Raw genomic sequence first — 17,143 nt, 5'->3', positions numbered from 1 at the left:
CCGCTTAGAGAGCGTGAGTTTTTATAACTGTTGAAAATTTGGAACATGGTTTTTATAGAATTAATGTCCGTTTAAATATCTCTCACTAAATGCGAAGTGTATATTTTCTGATTTTCTATTTATATTATGTAAATGGAGGTGATTCACCATGAAGAATGACGATGTGATTTTTAATGGGGAGAAAACTGGAAACGCATCCTATAAAAATGATCGTAACCCAAAAGAAGATAGTGTCCAAAAGCAAAATGCACCGGACCCGCGTGGTAGAAATGGACAACAAATCGACTTTGATAATCAGTAACAAAGAGTAACAATAAAAAAGAGGGCACTGAAAAAGTTCCCTTTTCCAAGCCCCTCTTTAAACAACTTTTGCCTTTTCTTTCTTCTTTTTATCACGCAAACGGAATAGTTGTTTTCGTAATGCATTGTATGTGCAGCCTAAACGTTCTGCAATTTCCTTTTGTTTTAAACCTTCTTCATAAAACAAGCGCCATAGTTGCTCGTTTTTCTCATCTGTCCAAGAGAAATTAACTTCATTCCATTTGTAATAGTCTTCTTTTCTACGTTCATCTACCCATTCAGGCTCAGGAATTAAAACGTTTTTCGGAACTGGATACCAGTTGAACGCATCTTTATGGTCTTCTGCCCATTTCCAAAACTCTTCTACATCAATATAGTACAAGAGACGTTTCTCATTTCTTCGGTTGCCTTTACCATCCAGAGCTTTTCTTATACGAAAGTCTCTTCTCTTACCTGGAAGACCTTCATTATCTATAAGACGCTTTATCTTTTTGTCATAAGTACATAAGCACTGTGCTAATTCATGCATCGTAATTAAACCACTTGCAAGTTTTGTATTACTAATACCCAACTTGTCTGCTTGTCTGGAAACTGCACTAGGCGTTTTACCAAGTTTATTTGCAATAGCATTAAATGACATAGTACCTATGCTCGTTTCTAAAAATTCGATCTCTTTCGGAGTCCAAGCATTTGTATATTGATTAGCCACTAATTAATCACCTTTCTACCTTACAAATCTATTGTTGACTGAGTTATCGTAAGCTTTTCATAAGAAAAGTAAAGGGGTAAATCCTACTAATATTATACCATAACTTATGTATAAAAAGAGGGCTCAACGCCCCCTTTTCTTACTTCGGAATAACAAGTTTCTGACCGATACGGATCAAGTCGGATTTAAGGTTGTTAGCTGATTTTAGCTTAGCAACAGTTGTTCCGTATTTCTTGCTAATCTTCCATAATGAGTCGCCCTTAACAACTGTATAAGTTGTTTTAGCTGTGCTCGTATTTGTTGTCTGAACAGTTGGTTGTTTCGTTGACAGAACTCTTCGAGCGGATACATAACGCGGTTTCCAATACGAATTACTTGTGTCCGCATAAGATACTCCTTTAGATGAAGCAGCATTAATCATCTTATTTGAACCTGCATAAATTCCTACATGGTTTACAACTCCATCGTAATCAGTGTCATAAAATACCAAATCCCCTTTTTGCAAATTACTTGCAGAAACAGCGGTTCCAGATTTCGCTTGATCACGACTAGCACGCGGTAATGTGATGCCATTCTCCTTAAACACCTGAGCTGTGAATGATGAACAATCGAATTTCGATAGGTCACCAATTGATGCTCCGTATGAATAAGGCTGCCCAAGGTACTTCTCGCCTGTCTTGATAATGCTATCTCCCGTTGCGGCAAATGCCTGAGTCGGGATAAAAACTCCCAAAGCCATTATGATAGGTACTAGCTTTTTCTTCAATGGACAACACTCCTATTCAGTTTTTGATACCGAACGAATGTAACCATTTAAGTAAATTTTGTCATGGTTTATTTTGTTACATTTGCATGACAAAGGAAAAAGCTAATACCCCGCATGTTAAAAACACAACCGTAAATACTAACTAAATAAACGAGAAAGGAGATTATACAAATGCGAAATAGACCAGATAAATTCGAAAAGTACTTCTTACGAATATTAAGTGGTGTTTTTCTAGTCAGTTTGCCGTTTTTATTTAGAAAAAACAACATAAAAGATTCCATACTAATATTTGCCATTAATGGATATACGAATAGTATTGCAGATAGATTTTTAGTTAACCGTAGGATTCTGAAATATCCAGTACGCTTACTTGCAAAGGATTTCAAATTCAACTTTGTATTTGATGTTCTATTTTATCCTGCATTTTCTTTATTCCTTTATACTTGGACTAAAAATGATAACCCATTAAAGATTTTATCCAAAACTCTACTAGGAGTTTCTTCAATATTCTTTGTTGAGCTATGGGCAGAAAAGAATACAGATTTAATTAAATGGCAAAAAGGATGGAAATGGTACCATAGCTTTATTTCTTTGAATTTAAAATCATTATCCAGCCGAGCACTTATTGCAGCTATTAAAATGAAAGCAGAAAAGCAGGAACAGCAGCAGGAACAGTAGGAACAATAAACTTTAACCTATGCTCCTACCAGAAAAAGAGTTCTTGTATTCTCCTCCTGCTTTATAGGTGGAAACTCAACTGGTAACGCTTCTTCAAAGACGAACATATCTAATTGTTCAGTTTCAAATGGGTTACCTGATGTTTCCCAACCAGTTAACGTTCCAAATAAGTCTTCGTTTTCCCATCCGGTTAAGTTACCCCAAATAGATACTTCACTTACTTGAGCATGAGAAGAACTTGGGAATGCTGTTGCTTCAACTGGCTCATGTTCACCGACAACAGGTACACCACAAAGACGACGTGTTTCATTTGCTAATGCCTTCATACGAGCTTCAATTACTTTCTTAAAGTCTGCTTCCGCTACTGTTTCAATTGATTCTAAATCTTTAGCCGCTAACTTAGTCCAAGCATCTGCTACATTTGAATCAGCAAAGCAAGCTGCTAAGTCAGAAGCTAATGAAGACTGACCATCACGAGAGAACTCCGCTAGTTCTGATCTATCTAACCGACCCTCTGTTAACATGGCATGTCCTCGTCCACTCATAACACTTAGGAATTGAGACATTTGCTGTGAGCCATCATAAACAAGAATATAACAACGACACTCTTTCTCTTGCCCAATTCTCCAGTTACGACGGTTTGATTGACGGAATACAGATACTTCATATGACATTTGATTATTAATAATTGTTGGCCAGTATAAAAGATCCAGTCCAACTTCAACCAGTTTCATATTCGTAATAACAACTTTTCTACCTTCGTCCTCTAGTTTTTGAATGACTTCAGCACGTTTATCTGTATTTGGTTCATCCAAAATAACCGCTTCAATACCATGAGCGGCTAATACTTCTTTTGTACGCTGATTCATACGGTATTGACCTGTATAGTTGTTGTAAATAACACAACCTCTATCCTCAGCTAATTCCTTCTTAACTAACTCAACCATCTTAAGTTCTTTAGCATGGAATCCTTCAATACGTGGAGCTGCAATGGTTTCATCATCAAATTTCACGAAAGCACCTAAATCTGGACGATCCGCATACATAATTGTAGCAGGAGTAAATTTAGACCATGCGCCTTTCACGCCGATGGCAGAGAGTTGAGCACACTTCTGATAAAGTTTCTGGTGGAAGTGATTATATTCAGATGCATGTTCCTGGTCCATACTTACAAAGACAGGAATTTCTTTAAGCTCTACTAATGGTAAACCCATATCTCCTAACTCTAAGAAGCCTGCTTTGTGAAGTAAAAACTCCGCTGTCATATGAGGAGCAATACCAGGGCTTTCTACAGGTTGAGACGCTCTTCTACTTTGACGAGTAACAATGCCTTGCTTTTCCTCTTCTGCAATTTTAATAACCTGCTCTAACTTCCCGTATTTTTTAGCCCAATCTACATCACCTGTTTGATGACTAAAGCCATGTTCGAGAAGAGACTTAGCATCTGTTCTCCACAATAATTCTTTAATAGAAGAAGATTTACCATTAACTAATGTACCTGTTAACAGAAGATTGCGTTTAGCGGCCTTAACCATAGCGGCAAATGCATCGCCACGTCCCGAACCAGCTCCCTTCGATTTGTGAACTTCATCGCATATATATAAATCAAATAGCCCATTAAATCGTTTAAGGATACGACTAATGTTTACTCTTGGGTTATTTCTTGTTTCACCTCTGCTCTTAACTGCAGAACGATACATTTTTGTACCACAAGGTTTAGAACCTTCAGGTAGATACCCATTCACATCATCACGATAGCAACACTTCATATGCTTTCTTACACTTTTCCATTTCACCTTATAGCCTTTTGGTAATCCATTTGGTAAAAGTTCTTTATTCGCCATCGCTTCATGGAGGACATCAATCTCTGGAGCTTTCCCTTCAGCAACGCTACTCCAAGTAAGGTCTATCCATGTGCTATCTACCTTTTTCTTTAAAGGCTGACCACAATCAGGGCAATGCCAGCAATATTCATCTTTTGCTCCATTTTTCCGTCTCCAAGTGCCAGCATAGTATGGTTCTGGACCCATTTTGGCTTTATCAATTCCTACCAAAGTAAAATGAATCTCTCCTGCAGGTACTCGATATCCGTCACGATACTTCTTATACAGCTTAAGAACATCCTTAAAATTACGGATAATTTCCACCTTAGCATGAGGAAGAGTTGCAAGGATCTCTTTATTCTTCCACTTACTTAATGTGATACCTGGTGCTGAAAGTAAAACAGCGGTTCCTTTTTTTGCTCCATTACGTTTACGACGTTCATGAAGAACATGAGCAACGCCAATACTTTGAATCGACTTTCCTGTCGTTATGTTATAGAAGGGGAATTTAACCCCCTCACTTCAATCTCTTGAAGGACCAGACTATATCATCGCTCCAGTTGGTGAGACCTTCATCACGTCGGGCACTCGTGGGCTCTTCATCACTGTTCTAGTGGTATGAACCTAGTCGTTGAACCTTTACCATATCCCTATGGCACTTGGCTGCTGATTACCTATTTCATCGAGGTCAGGGTACCACCCAGTTTTCCCCTCATCCTTTACGGCTTTAAGGTTTCCAGCAATTCACCCGATTTTACATGGGCTACAGGTAAGAGTTTTCTTTCTCCTTAACCAGTTGGTTAACCCATATCTGATGAACCAAATACACTCTCTTCTTCATCAAATGCATTTACAATAGCTTGAATCATATGTGCTTGTGCAGGGAACGGAGTACGACTCATTGTTGCGATGGCTGAATCTAATTTATCTTCTAATGTATGTCTAGGCTTCATTTCATCTAATTTTCTAGCCATTGCTGTATTATTGTTCATCATGTACTCTTTCATAGTCCATGAAGGATCAAAAACACCTTGAACATCAGAATGAGGAATAGTTAAAAACCCACTCTTCAATCCAGCTTCAACAATTTTAAGAACCTGTGCTTCAGATGTATTTAGTCGAACCCCTACAATGTTGGGCCACATTTTATTTAATTCTTGACTACTTACAACATCAAGAGGTGTAAGTAGGTGCTTAAACATAGGATAGTATTGATTCTCCCATTCAGGAGGAAGACCGAAACGAGACATAATTTGATTAACTACAGCTTTTTCAACATTCCCGTCAGGAGCAATGATATAACTATACGTATCTGAATCCTCTTTATCTCCTTCGAATACTCCTGCAATTGTAGCGGCTGAATTGTACACCATTGAATGAACTACATCTCCAAGGCCGATTTTACGCTCCAGTCTTTTGTACGGATCGTGGTTACGTCCGTATTCTTTTCCATTAAGAGTTACTGGTCTGCCCTCAATAATCCCTGCAGAAATAGCAACTGCTGATTCTGGATTACCTACATAAGACGCTGCAATGATTGTATGTGGGTTTCTATTGTGACTTCTTTCGTATATTACAAAATGCAAAGTACCGTGGAAATTACGCTCCACGGATTGCAATAGGATTTTATCTTTATTTAATTCATTCATTTTCTTCTCTCTCCTTTTCGTAAATTACCTGTCATTTAGTTAAGTTCATGTATACCTGCAGGTGTAAATACTCTAACCGCTGAGGTATAATACATCGTTCTCTTTTCTCCATACTGTTTGCCACTATCGTCAAACATAGGTTGAGTACTTGTCTTAGGTTTTGTAACACCTGTAACGATATGATTACCGAGATTTCCTCCAATGGCTCCAGAAGCAACAGCAACCCCTGCATGAGTTGATTTCAATGGAAGAATAGGACGTTTCATAATAGCTCGACTCTTCTTAGAGGATACCTGTTTATTAAATTCATCCAACACTGGTGAAAACTCTAAGTCTTTTACTAGTTCTTCTATGTTTAATGTGCCAGCACGGAAAATCTCAATCGATTCTTCATTTGCAGGAATCGTAAATACTTCATTGATTTCCTCCAAAGTTGGAATCTCCTTTGGATCTACTTGCGCTAATTCTTTTAACATAGCATTGGTTTCTTTCTTTTCTTTTGCATTTGGCTTAAGAAAACGTCCGAACACAACCACTTGTTTATAAACTGGATAGTTTGCATCTGTGAATCGATATACTTTTACATCTCTAAAGCGGCTGCTTAGAATCATTGCACAATTCTTCAATACATACTGAGGAATACAAAACATAAGTAGTCCGTTTTGTTGTAGTACATTTTTAGATTTACTAGTAAGTGTTCTTAAGAATCTAAGCTCTGTACGTTCTTTAAATAGAATATCGTATGGTGGGTTCAACCACATTGCACCGAACTTATTCTGTGTACGAACCAATTCATAACCTTCACAAAGAACATGATCTAAAGTATTAGTCGCTACCTCCGCTCTTCCTTTTTCTAATTCCACTCCATATGTGACAACCTCTGCTTCTGACTCATTTTGAATAGCTTGAGACATAAGTTTCAACGCTTCTCCCTCTCCACAACATGGATCATATACGTTTACAATTCTCGCTTCTTCAGTATTCTGTATTTTAAGATGCGGTAAGATTAATTCAATTTCCTCCATTGGTGTAGGGTAATATCCGCCTTTTGATTGTGATGCTATACGTGCCATAATTTATCTCCCCTTAAATTAAATTTTTTGAATATCTACTATTTTTATTTCTTCTATATCTGTGCCTAATTCTGATGAATAAAAATCTTTTGCGCTTTCAATAGCTTCACCTAAAGAACCTTCGAATTCACCTGTATATCGGACTGTTTCTGTTTTTATTTTTATTGGATTAAATCCAAGAGTTTCTATAGTTACTTTGTACATGAAATATCTCTCCTTTTAGGCAAAATAAAAAGCCACCATAAAGGTGACTTAAAATGTAGAATCCTTTGATATAGCTCTATTAAGTAAATGGTGTTTAACTAGGGTTGTGAGTCTATCGCGATGTTTCTCAATTTTTTTTAATAATTCACTTCCATTTGACCCCTGTATCTCTTCTAATACTTGAATAGTCATTTCATGATGTTGTGGTAAACCTATTGCAGATTCAATTTCATATATTGACTCTTTCTCAACTACCTCTTCCATTGATTCATAAATGGCATACAGGGTAAACAAACCTTCATGATATGTAGGTGAACCTTCAATCGATAAAAATAGTCTTAGTTTATTAAAGCCTAGTACAGTAAAAGAACATTGAAGGAAACGACTTTTTTCTATTACATCATCCTCAATTCTATCTACAAGGATATAGCGAGTCCCAAATTTCAAAGCTAATTCATTATTATTTTGCAATTCACTTTTTGTTATATAAATTTCTTCTTTCATTGTATCCACCCTAACACCTCTTTCTATTAAGCCAATATTATGCTGATATCAATGAATATACTTTATAAGATGTTTAAAACCCTTTATATTTCGTAAAATAAAAAGCCACCCTTAAGGTGACTTAGTGATTAGCTTACATTTTAGCCTTTGATTAATTTAAAAATGTTAACAAGTCCGTTACCGAAGCTGTCATCATCTCCAACTATTCCAAGGTCTACAGAACGTTGCTCAATCAATTGCATGATTTGTTCAGGAGTTACTTCTTGTCCAGTTTTACGAGCGTAAGATAAAACAAGAGTGATAACACCCGCTACCATTGGAGTAGCCATACTAGTTCCGCTAAGCTTTGCATAACCGCCATTTTTGTATGTGCTATAAATATCCACACCAGGAGCGGCAATATCAACTTCATTACCGAAGTTTGAAAAATCAGCGCGCCCAAATGTTTGGTCTACTGCACCTACAGCAATTGTCTCTTCATAAACCGCTGGCCATCCAACATGAGTGTTCTCATTACCAGTAGCGGCAACGATAACAATACCTGCAGCATGAGCACGTTTAAATGCATCGTGGAAAGCACGACCAGGATCAGCAGCACAACCTAGACTCATAGAAATAACATCTACATCTTGTGCAATAGCCCAATCAATACCTTTGATAATAGCATCGATTGAACCTGTACCATCATCACCTAATACTTTAGCGATGTATAGTTCTGCGCGAGGAGCCACACCAACGACACCCACCAGATTGTCACAAGCAGCAATAATACCTGCACAATGGCTTCCGTGTCCTTGACGATCTGTAAAGTCAGAGGAATTTGTAGTAGTGAAGTTAATACCTTTTTTGATGTTTGGCGCTAAATCTGGATGCTTAGGATCAATACCTGTATCTAATACAGCTACTTTAATCCCTTCACCTTTTGTTAGTGACCAGATTTGAGGAGCTTGTACAACACTTACACCCCAGTCAATGACTTGTTTCGGTGAAGTGGATTGAACCTCTAGCACTTCAGATTGAATCTTAAATTCCATCAAAAAACCCCCTTTAAGCATGTTCGTTCGCAAACGTAACCATTTGATTAAAGGGGTCTCAATGTTATGTTCTCATGTCTCCCAACTACTATACACTTTTAAGCTATCGGTACTCGATCCTTAAGCAATAAGTTAGTAAAGTACTCTTCCATTTCTTTATCTGAAGCATGAAAGATTGGATCATCTATTTGAATTAAATGTCTTAAAAGGCTATCCAATTGTACAGAAATAGCAGCTAAGTTCAAAGTCTCCTCTGTGCCTTTAAAGTGTTGACCATGAACTAAAGTAGATCTGTGCTTATACGTGTTTTTGACGAGATTATAAAGATCTATCCTAGCTTGCTCAGTTGAACCAAGCATTAATGCCACTCTTTCCGAGATTTTATGACTTATCTCTGCGTGGCCAATCGTAAATAGACATTCTAACGCATTTGAGTAGTGTAAGATTTTCGTTAGCATAATGTCACACGACCTGGCCTGATTAACAAAGTAGGCTGCTCTCGTCATTCTTGTACTTCCTGTCGCTTTAAAGAAATAATGAGACTTAGCTGAAGTACCATACGAAACTTCAATATTATTGTCTTCAGATATTTCTCCCGGTTTAAAACCGAGTGATACCCTATTCATATCATCTAAAGTCATTAAAGACGTTTCTTTTCGATTATCAGCATAGCTATATACTTCCGCTAAAGAGCTCTTATAAAATTTAAACTTATGAAAACCATCGAGACTATAAAGAAGAAAACCATCTCGTACATATATATTGTGATCTTTAACCTTCCATAGTTCATGGGTGAAATATTGGATTTGTCTTAAATAATGAAGAGTAAGTAATCGCGCTACACCTCTTTCTATTGCAGGAAGCTCGTCAATTACTATTTCATTCACTGCATATGCACATATATTTTTTTCGAAGGTTTGAACGGTATGACTTCCAATATAATTCATCACTTCTGGGTCATGTAGCAAGTCCTCTAAAGGCAGGTTATCTTTAGAGATTTTCACATCTTCAAATAATGTAATTTCCTCATTTACACCCTCTGGTAATTCTATGTTATGAGGGCATGTTATAAAAACATATTCCATTTTATTGCTCAATTTCAGATTCCTCTTTCATTTTAAAATAATGGAGACTTATAATTTTGATTTGATTTTATCGAATTTATTTTTAAAGTCATTGTAGTCAAACTGTCTTCCTTTTTTAGCTGTAGATACTGTCACTTGAATGGAATGCCAATCTTGCATAAGAGCATCCGATAATAAATGCTCTTCTTTACGTATCTTTTTTAAATCCTCTAAATGTCTATTCATCAATTCGTAATATGTAGTGCAAGGACGTTGCTCTAGTCGTGTTTTAATAACCAGTTCTTCTAGGCTACCATCCCTCATGCTTTCGAATTCTGGAATTACAACATCCGGATCATCGTCTAAGAAGAATCTTTCCTCTTCAAATTCGGGAACACGTCTTGCTTCCTGGTGAATCTCTATATATCTTTTTTGTTTTTCCTTCATTTGTTGTTCAGTTAAAGATAATGCTAATGTTTTTTTATCCATAATAGATCTCCATCCTAATTACAAAGTAGAATTATAAGTATATAGTAGCATAATTGGTTTATTTTAACGTTTATCAAGTACTAGCTAAATAAAAAACAAGAACTACACTTAGGAATACTTAACTTCGCCATGCGCCACTATGGGTGAAGGATAGTTAGTGTTTTTGGTAGAATAGAATAGTCAATACCGTGAAAATAATTTTACGTTGGTTTTTAAGAACTTTTAGGAGGTATGTTGCTTTGGCTAAAATAAATGCGGAACAGATGGCTGACTTAATGAACAATATGGAAAATGGAGAGAGAATCTTATTCTTAGAGTATTTATTTCACAATTACTTTGATATGAGACCCACAGGTGATATGGTTGTTACTACAACAAACTATGTTGAAGATCGATTAGACAGAGAGTTAACAGCAGAAGAACTTGAGGTAATGAAGTTAGCTTATGATACGGGCTACGGTCTGGGCTGTAAAGATGGAATGGACAAGGCTTTGAAAAGTGGCAAATAAAAAAGACGAGATTTTAATCTCGTCTTACATCCAAAAGAAAATATAGTCCATGATTATATCTATAATTCTTAATATAGGATGAACCTTTTCTTCTTTTTCTTGTTCATCTTCCATTTCAGTCACCTTTATATTTCATAAATGAATAATACTTATTATTTACTATTTACGACTTAGAAGCAACAAGTATCGACATGATAACGGTCCCGATTGAACCACCTATTACTACTCCACCAACAAAATAAAGAAGGTGTATCAGAAGGTTTGTCATAGGAACAAGCCTACGATAGTTGCTGATAATACAGAAGCTAATGTTGCTACTAGAAGCATTTTAAGGCCAAACTTTGCAACACTTGCGCCTTGTTCTTGTGAAAAGCTTTGTACTGTTCCTTGGATAATTCCAATAGAAGAAAAGTTAGCAAAGCTAATTAAGAATGTAGATACGATACCTACTGTTTTAGCAGATAATGTTCCCATGATTGTACCGAAACCAAGCATAGCAACGAATTCATTAGCCACGATTTTTGTAGCCATTACACTTCCTGCTTTAACTGCTTCATCCCAAGGAACACCCATTACCCATGCAACTGGAGATAAGATGTAACCTAAGATTGTTTCGATCTTCATACCTGTAAGACCTGCAACGCCCCAGTTAACCATAGAAAGTAAACCAACATAAGCGATTAACATAGCAGAAACAATAGCTGCTACTTTTAATCCATCGATAGCGCCGTTTCCAACTGCTTCGAAGAATGTTTTTTCTTTCACCATGTCATTGATGTCAATTTCGGCATGGTCTTCTTGGACTGGTGCCACGATTGTAGAAAGGATTAATCCACTTAATACGTTTAAAGGTAAAGCGATTAATACATACTCAGCCGGAACCATTTGCATATAAGAAGCTACGATTGAAGCACTTACGCTTGTCATAGACGCTGTTGTAGCTACAAATAACTGATTTCTATTGAATGAAGGGATATGATTTTTGATTGCTAATAAAGCACCTGTATCTCCGAACACTGAAGAAGCTACTGTGCTAAAAGATAATACGCGTGGAACTCCTGTAATCTTAGAAACAAATCCGCCTACATATTTAATTAATAATGGTAGGATTCGAATATAGTTTAAGATACTAAGAATAGTTGAAGTGAAGACGATTAGTAGTAATACACTAATCACAAAAACAGATTTACCTTCTGGAACTAAACCACCAACTACAAAGTTGATACCATCCGTTCCGAAAGTCATTAGTTTAGAGAAACCTTTAGAAATAGCGGTTAAAATGATTCCTCCAATTTTAGTGTTCAGCATGAAAGCTGTAATAATCAACTGTAGTACAAATAGGATCACTACTGCACGATAGTTGATATTCTTCTTATCGTTTGAAAGTAAGATTGCCACTGCAAACGTAAGAACGATACCTAAAATACCGATTAAAATACCTGTCATGGGTGAAACTCCTTTTGCTGTTTATTTGTTATTTCTGACATAAAATAAGCAGTTAACAATACCTTGTCAACCGCTCCAGCAAAAATATTTAATTAGCTCACCTTGTTCTTTGCAAACAAAACAGGTTGCAGCTTGTCACATGTGAGAAAATCATGAGGATAAATAATACCATCATGACCAGGGAATAAATCTACTCCAACTTCCTCCATTACTTTACTGACTAATTCAGTGCATACATAAGAATTTTTTTCGTTTAATCGCTTTAAGAACTTCCAACGAGGCCATTTTGTCTTAAGGTATAGAGCTAGTAGTAAAAGCCAATCGTACTTATTGCCGGTCTTGTTGTATCGACATGCAACAGAAGTGATACTAAGCTGTTGATTTTTTGTTAAGCGTTCTTTGCTTCTTAACACAACATAATCTAATTCACCGAACGTATACGGATCTTTTACAAGTGAAGCCTTTGTGTTCCAATCAATCTCTAAAAAATATCCGCCGCCTATATACAGCGAAACATGCGTCCATTTTGAATCAACAGTTTTTTGGATAAGTTTTGATATAGAACTATTACCAATTACTACAACAATGTCTCCGATTTTCATTTAGCACAACCACCTTTCCTATTCAAAAAAAAGAGGAGTCCCTTATCAGGGACCCCCAAGAAGAGAGAGAAAGAAGTAAGAAGGAGAAATAACATAACAAACACATAGGAGGATAGATATCGTATATGATGAACGCTACATCTTATATATAAACTATTCCTCGTGTTCCTCACAATCTTCTACAATACTGTCTCTCGACTTAATAACGGTGCTCATGCTAAACGATTTTATTTAGCCTTTTTTGATTTAATTCTAGGACGTTTAATAGGAATTGTTACAGTGTTTTTACTTGCAGCCTCAACATTAGATTCTCTTACATCTAATACCTCTTCAATTGAAGTAATTACATTCGATGTACTGAATTGGAATCCAGCAGCCATTGGATGTCCTCCACCGCCGGCCATAGCCTTCGCAATTTCACCAAGGTGAACGTTAGTACTAATTGTACGTAAGCTTCCTTTTCCAGAATTCATATCAAGAATAGCGATGAAATCTAAGTGTGCGTTTGCTTTACTCAATTCATTACCTAAAGTTGAATGAAACTGATCCGCAAAAACTACTCCTACTTTATAATCCTTATCCGCTACTTTCCAAGTAGATTCAATAAGGTTTTTTTGACGAGATTGAATGTATTTTTCTTCTCGTTTATTTTCTACTTCCACAAGAGTTGCTTCTACATGATCGAAACCATATGTATCAGCGTTTGAATCACCGACTTTATTTGCAATCTTTTCAATTTGAATATCAATAAATTGAGTTGAACCCACTGCATATAAAACAGAATTCAATTCTTTTGCAAATACATTTCCTGTTCGCGACCAATCCCATGTGTCGTATGATCGTACTTGCTCTACAAAATTAGCTAGATATTTTGATTCGTCAAAAGGGAATCCAAAAGCATCTTTCTCTTTTAAATAAAGGTAGTACAGTTCAGTCGCACATGTTAATTGACCATCTAATTCTTTTTCAATTAGTGCCCATTTAGGATATTTTTCTGCAATTGGTTTAGCAGTATCATGGTGGTCAAGTAATACTACTGTAACACCCGCTTCAAATAACGCATTAAGACGTTCAAGTAGTTTCACCGATTCTGTATTTGGTGAGATATCCGTGATAAGAATCGCTTTCTCTTCATATGTCTTTTTATCTTCTTTTTCAAATTCAGCAATTGTTTCTTCTAGTTTAGCTTCAAAGTTATCATACCCACAGTGAATATATGTACCGAAATCAAAAGTAGAAAGTTCTGATAGAATTTGTGGAGCAAATCCATCTAAATCATTATGTGAAAAGTGACGAACGAATTTATCTTGTAGTGATTGTAGTTTTTTAAACATGTATATTACCCTCCCGTTTCATCTCAATAAAAAAGGCTGAATCCATTTAAGAATTCAACCTAGCTAACACAACCTATTGAAGATGATTTGTCAATAGGTCTAAATGTTACAAAGAAATTATAACCCCACAAACTCTTTTGTATCTAAGCATTCTTTCAACTGAAAAAGAGAGTTCAAACTAACACCCAAACCTAAATATATTTAACTATAAAAATGTTATTTTTTGTTTAATAAAGTCAGTTGCATGAGTTATAATTAGAATTGTTAAAAAATACAGAAAACGGCGGTGCAATTTATGAATGAACCTTGGAATTGGACAGAATCTGATATTTTAAAGATGATTGAAGATAAAGTGACCGAAACTTTAGGACTAGATTATAAAGCAAGTGGGGCTCTTTCTAAAGATTCAAAAAAGGTAATAGAGTTAACTAAAGATGTATCGGCATTTGCTAATGCTACTGGTGGAGTTTTAGTTTATGGTGTACCGGAAGATAAACAAAAGCGTTTTCCACTGCAAATAGATGGTGGTGTTGATCCTAAAGTTATTTCTAAAGAATGGCTTGAGCAAATTATTAATTCTAATATACAAAGAAGAATACCAGGTGTAAGAATTAATGAAATACAATTATCTCATACAACAAATGTTATGTACGTAATATATGTACCGGAAAGTAATTTAGCTCCTCATATGGCGGCTGATAAAAGATACTATAAACGACACAATTTCCAAACTCTGATGATGGAAGATTATGAGGTTAGGGACGTAATGACTCGCCACCAAAGACCTAAATTAATTTTCGATATTGATATCGAAAACAATGAATCAGCAGGAGATCGTTTTAATTGCAGGTTCCTTTTATCTAATGATTCCCTAGTTCCTGCTCAATACACTACTGTAGAAATGTTCATTGACCTAAATTTAGAACCTATTCAGACCTCAAATTTAACTAGGGATAAAAATTATGATATTAAAGTTGAGGATGAGATGATTAAAGCCACTAGGTTTTATAGACATCTAACACCAGGTGAAACCTCTACACCAATCCTTAATGGTTTTAACTACGGTGTTACAGATGGTCCCCTTGTATTGATGTTCCCTGAATCTCAAGGTACATACTATATTAAAGCGCGCATTATAACAGCGGGAGCGGTACCACAAGAGCTGTTATTTTCCCTAGAATATGATGGTCAAAAAATAAGTAAAATCTCAAAAAAAGATTTAAATGAAGTACACAATCAATAAACCATTATCAAAATAAAAAGGACTATTAAAAGTCCTTTTTTATTTTTCTTCTTTATCGCTTTCTTTTGGATAAAACAAGAGCACACCAGCCACTATAGAGAGAACACATGATAACCCATAACATAATCCTGAAATCAAATTTTCTCGATAAAAAAGGGCTCCATTCCCAATATATATCGCTAGATAAGCTAATATGACAAATTTAACTGCAAGTGAAGGACGTTTTCTATTTTTAAATTCTTTCACGAATAGTTTCATAAATAATTTTAGGTGTTCAAATTTCCTCACCGTTTGTTCCTCCTACATGTCCCTCCGCCAATTGATCTATTCCATATACCAGGGGGATAAGAAGAAAGATGATGCAAGAATGATAATGTGGATAAGATTAATTTCCCTATATTCCCTTCTATATATTTATTATTTCATCATAAACTCTAGTATAATAAAGGAAAAAGATGGTTTATAAAAAAATAATCTAGGAGGTTCTTAATGAATCCTATTGATTTAACAAATATGTTGGGTATTGGATTACATAATGAGGATGAAATATTAATAGTTTTACAAGAGGCTTTCCCCTTTACAGTACAATCAGATACCTATGAATTAAAAATGTATTGTCACGAAAGTCATCGAGGAACAGATTCTTACGCACTTATATGTAAGTTTAGAAAAGCAAGACGTAACCTTTATTCTATTGAAACAGGCCCTGGATTTCCTAAAGGTTATCAAAAAGAAATAAAGAAAACGATTGAAAGAGATCTAAAAAAAGATACCAAACATATAGGTAATATGATTATTTTTAGCCGTATACCAGTAAAGAATCCTTATTTATGCCGGGATTATTTTCAAATCCTTCCCTTAAGTGACGAGGAAAAAAAGCTTCATGAACATTTTATGTATTTTCACCCTTTTCGCGTACAATTTAAATTTTACAATAGTCCAAATACTTCAGTTAGGATGTCTAGATGTATAAAGAAAGGAAACGAAATAGAATTACTCTTAAGTCTTTTTCTTAATACGCCCATAAGTAACCAGTACTTAAAAAAAGTTAATTTCTACATATCCGATGTTGAAACTGATTGGGAGACAAGTCCTGAAGGATTAGAGCCAATGGTAAAATTCACTTCAAAAGATTACTATAGTACAGAAGAATATCCACATCATTCTGTGCAGCTACCAGAAATGTTTAATTCCATGTTTAATAGGTTTTATTTATTAGATTCTAAGTTACAAGAACGTTTTCTTCGAGCAGCCTATTGGTTTAAACATGCCGGAGAGGTAACAAACATTTCAAGATCAGCTTCATTTTTAGCTTTTATCAGCGCAATTGAAACAATGGCCTCTGATAAATCCAAACTTACAGAGTGTAAAGAATGTAAAAATAAAGCTGGTGCTACACAACAAGTAAGGAAATTCCTCGAAGATAATTTGCAAGGTGAACCTCAAAAAATAATAAAAAAAATGTACAATTTACGTTCTAATTTGACTCATGGAAGTATGATACTTCAAGAAGATTCCGGTACTTTTATGCCTATGACCCCATCCAGTAATGAAGAATTCTATGATTATAATCTAACAAAAAAACTAACAAGAACTTCCTTAATAAATTGGCTGGGCGATCAAAAGAATAAAAATAAATCTTAAATTAAAACTATAAAAACCAAAAGAGGGCTTGGATTAGTCCTCTTTTTACATGTGCAAAAGTTCTTTATTCGT

General features: G+C 35.6%; 19 protein-coding genes. 5 read left to right on the top strand and 14 right to left on the bottom strand.

From position 1 onward, the window contains the following. The first annotated feature begins 148 nt into the window (after positions 1-148). Positions 149-301 carry a hypothetical protein gene (locus ACFX4N_RS24735; protein ID WP_377263177.1) on the top strand — a complete coding sequence of 51 codons (153 nt, stop codon included), beginning with the start codon at positions 149-151 and terminating at the stop codon, positions 299-301. A 57-nt stretch (positions 302-358) separates the two neighbouring features. On the opposite strand, the gene ACFX4N_RS24730 is transcribed toward ACFX4N_RS24735, so the two are convergent. After that, positions 359-1,009, bottom strand: a complete 651-nt coding sequence (locus ACFX4N_RS24730) for a sigma factor-like helix-turn-helix DNA-binding protein (protein ID WP_377263175.1) — start codon at positions 1,007-1,009, stop codon at positions 359-361. A 139-nt stretch (positions 1,010-1,148) separates the two neighbouring features. After that, complete coding sequence (locus ACFX4N_RS24725; RefSeq protein ID WP_377263173.1) at positions 1,149-1,775, bottom strand: NlpC/P60 family protein; 627 nt, start codon at positions 1,773-1,775, stop codon at positions 1,149-1,151. Between the two features lie 171 nt (positions 1,776-1,946). Here ACFX4N_RS24725 and ACFX4N_RS24720 point away from each other — a divergent pair, with 171 nt between their 5' ends. Beyond that, positions 1,947-2,453, top strand: coding sequence for a CBO0543 family protein (locus ACFX4N_RS24720; RefSeq protein ID WP_377263171.1), 507 nt, complete (start codon positions 1,947-1,949; stop codon positions 2,451-2,453). Positions 2,454-2,470: 17 nt separating this feature from the next. On the opposite strand, the gene ACFX4N_RS24715 is transcribed toward ACFX4N_RS24720, so the two are convergent. From ACFX4N_RS24715 to ACFX4N_RS24680, 8 genes are all read right to left on the bottom strand, one after another. Then, positions 2,471-4,600 (bottom strand): helicase-related protein, encoded by a 2,130-nt coding sequence (locus ACFX4N_RS24715; RefSeq protein WP_377263169.1) that lies wholly within the window; start codon positions 4,598-4,600, stop codon positions 2,471-2,473. 476 nt (positions 4,601-5,076) lie between these two features. Continuing rightward, positions 5,077-5,886: a hypothetical protein gene (locus tag ACFX4N_RS24710; protein ID WP_377263167.1), complete on the bottom strand. Its 810-nt coding sequence runs from the start codon at positions 5,884-5,886 to the stop codon at positions 5,077-5,079. A 74-nt stretch (positions 5,887-5,960) separates the two neighbouring features. Beyond that, on the bottom strand, positions 5,961-6,998 hold the full coding sequence (locus ACFX4N_RS24705) for a DUF6094 domain-containing protein (RefSeq protein ID WP_377263165.1): 1,038 nt from the start codon (positions 6,996-6,998) through the stop codon (positions 5,961-5,963). Positions 6,999-7,016: 18 nt separating this feature from the next. Next, complete coding sequence (locus ACFX4N_RS24700) at positions 7,017-7,202, bottom strand: hypothetical protein (protein WP_377263163.1); 186 nt, start codon at positions 7,200-7,202, stop codon at positions 7,017-7,019. Positions 7,203-7,250: 48 nt separating this feature from the next. After that, entirely contained in the window at positions 7,251-7,706 is a 456-nt protein-coding gene (locus ACFX4N_RS24695) for a hypothetical protein (protein WP_377263161.1), read from the bottom strand. A gap of 140 nt (positions 7,707-7,846) precedes the next feature. After that, positions 7,847-8,740 carry a S8 family peptidase gene (locus tag ACFX4N_RS24690; protein ID WP_377263159.1) on the bottom strand — a complete coding sequence of 298 codons (894 nt, stop codon included), beginning with the start codon at positions 8,738-8,740 and terminating at the stop codon, positions 7,847-7,849. A 98-nt stretch (positions 8,741-8,838) separates the two neighbouring features. Further along, complete coding sequence (locus tag ACFX4N_RS24685) at positions 8,839-9,837, bottom strand: hypothetical protein (protein ID WP_377263157.1); 999 nt, start codon at positions 9,835-9,837, stop codon at positions 8,839-8,841. 36 nt (positions 9,838-9,873) lie between these two features. Further along, positions 9,874-10,293 (bottom strand): hypothetical protein, encoded by a 420-nt coding sequence (locus ACFX4N_RS24680; protein WP_377263155.1) that lies wholly within the window; start codon positions 10,291-10,293, stop codon positions 9,874-9,876. Positions 10,294-10,532: 239 nt separating this feature from the next. Between ACFX4N_RS24680 and ACFX4N_RS24675 the strand changes: the two genes are divergently transcribed. Then, a complete protein-coding gene (locus tag ACFX4N_RS24675) occupies positions 10,533-10,802 on the top strand; it encodes a hypothetical protein (RefSeq protein ID WP_377263153.1) in 270 nt (89 codons plus the stop codon). Positions 10,803-11,066: 264 nt separating this feature from the next. Here the strand turns inward: ACFX4N_RS24675 and ACFX4N_RS24670 are convergent, their stop codons facing one another. From ACFX4N_RS24670 to ACFX4N_RS24660, 3 genes are all read right to left on the bottom strand, one after another. Further along, positions 11,067-12,248, bottom strand: a complete 1,182-nt coding sequence (locus ACFX4N_RS24670; RefSeq protein ID WP_377263151.1) for a NupC/NupG family nucleoside CNT transporter — start codon at positions 12,246-12,248, stop codon at positions 11,067-11,069. A gap of 92 nt (positions 12,249-12,340) precedes the next feature. After that, positions 12,341-12,850, bottom strand: coding sequence for a hypothetical protein (locus tag ACFX4N_RS24665; RefSeq protein ID WP_377263149.1), 510 nt, complete (start codon positions 12,848-12,850; stop codon positions 12,341-12,343). 227 nt (positions 12,851-13,077) lie between these two features. Further along, positions 13,078-14,184 carry a DHH family phosphoesterase gene (locus tag ACFX4N_RS24660; RefSeq protein ID WP_377263147.1) on the bottom strand — a complete coding sequence of 369 codons (1,107 nt, stop codon included), beginning with the start codon at positions 14,182-14,184 and terminating at the stop codon, positions 13,078-13,080. A gap of 295 nt (positions 14,185-14,479) precedes the next feature. Between ACFX4N_RS24660 and ACFX4N_RS24655 the strand changes: the two genes are divergently transcribed. After that, positions 14,480-15,427: an AlbA family DNA-binding domain-containing protein gene (locus ACFX4N_RS24655; protein WP_377263145.1), complete on the top strand. Its 948-nt coding sequence runs from the start codon at positions 14,480-14,482 to the stop codon at positions 15,425-15,427. 39 nt (positions 15,428-15,466) lie between these two features. Here the strand turns inward: ACFX4N_RS24655 and ACFX4N_RS24650 are convergent, their stop codons facing one another. Then, positions 15,467-15,715, bottom strand: coding sequence for a hypothetical protein (locus ACFX4N_RS24650; RefSeq protein WP_377263143.1), 249 nt, complete (start codon positions 15,713-15,715; stop codon positions 15,467-15,469). A gap of 201 nt (positions 15,716-15,916) precedes the next feature. Here ACFX4N_RS24650 and ACFX4N_RS24645 point away from each other — a divergent pair, with 201 nt between their 5' ends. After that, positions 15,917-17,071, top strand: a complete 1,155-nt coding sequence (locus tag ACFX4N_RS24645) for a hypothetical protein (protein ID WP_377263141.1) — start codon at positions 15,917-15,919, stop codon at positions 17,069-17,071. Positions 17,072-17,143 lie beyond the last annotated feature (72 nt).

The organism is Priestia sp. YIM B13551 (genome assembly GCF_042787905.1).
GTDB lineage: Bacteria > Bacillota > Bacilli > Bacillales > Bacillaceae_H > Priestia.
Note: the sequence above shows the minus strand (reverse complement) of the source record. Positions and strands in the feature narration are given on the sequence as shown.

Excerpts from the sequence above, each read along its gene's own strand:
- ACFX4N_RS24655 (WP_377263145.1), top strand. The coding sequence starts at position 14,480 with ATGAATGAACCTTGGAATTGGACAGAATCTGATATTTTAAAGATGATT.
- ACFX4N_RS24705 (WP_377263165.1), bottom strand. The coding sequence starts at position 6,998 with ATGGCACGTATAGCATCACAATCAAAAGGCGGATATTACCCTACACCA.
- ACFX4N_RS24665 (WP_377263149.1), bottom strand. The coding sequence starts at position 12,850 with ATGAAAATCGGAGACATTGTTGTAGTAATTGGTAATAGTTCTATATCA.
- ACFX4N_RS24700 (WP_377263163.1), bottom strand. The coding sequence starts at position 7,202 with ATGTACAAAGTAACTATAGAAACTCTTGGATTTAATCCAATAAAAATA.
- ACFX4N_RS24660 (WP_377263147.1), bottom strand. The coding sequence starts at position 14,184 with ATGTTTAAAAAACTACAATCACTACAAGATAAATTCGTTCGTCACTTT.
- ACFX4N_RS24690 (WP_377263159.1), bottom strand. The coding sequence starts at position 8,740 with ATGGAATTTAAGATTCAATCTGAAGTGCTAGAGGTTCAATCCACTTCA.
- ACFX4N_RS24670 (WP_377263151.1), bottom strand. The coding sequence starts at position 12,248 with ATGACAGGTATTTTAATCGGTATTTTAGGTATCGTTCTTACGTTTGCA.
- ACFX4N_RS24720 (WP_377263171.1), top strand. The coding sequence starts at position 1,947 with ATGCGAAATAGACCAGATAAATTCGAAAAGTACTTCTTACGAATATTA.
- ACFX4N_RS24680 (WP_377263155.1), bottom strand. The coding sequence starts at position 10,293 with ATGGATAAAAAAACATTAGCATTATCTTTAACTGAACAACAAATGAAG.
- ACFX4N_RS24695 (WP_377263161.1), bottom strand. The coding sequence starts at position 7,706 with ATGAAAGAAGAAATTTATATAACAAAAAGTGAATTGCAAAATAATAAT.
- ACFX4N_RS24735 (WP_377263177.1), top strand. The coding sequence starts at position 149 with ATGAAGAATGACGATGTGATTTTTAATGGGGAGAAAACTGGAAACGCA.
- ACFX4N_RS24645 (WP_377263141.1), top strand. The coding sequence starts at position 15,917 with ATGAATCCTATTGATTTAACAAATATGTTGGGTATTGGATTACATAAT.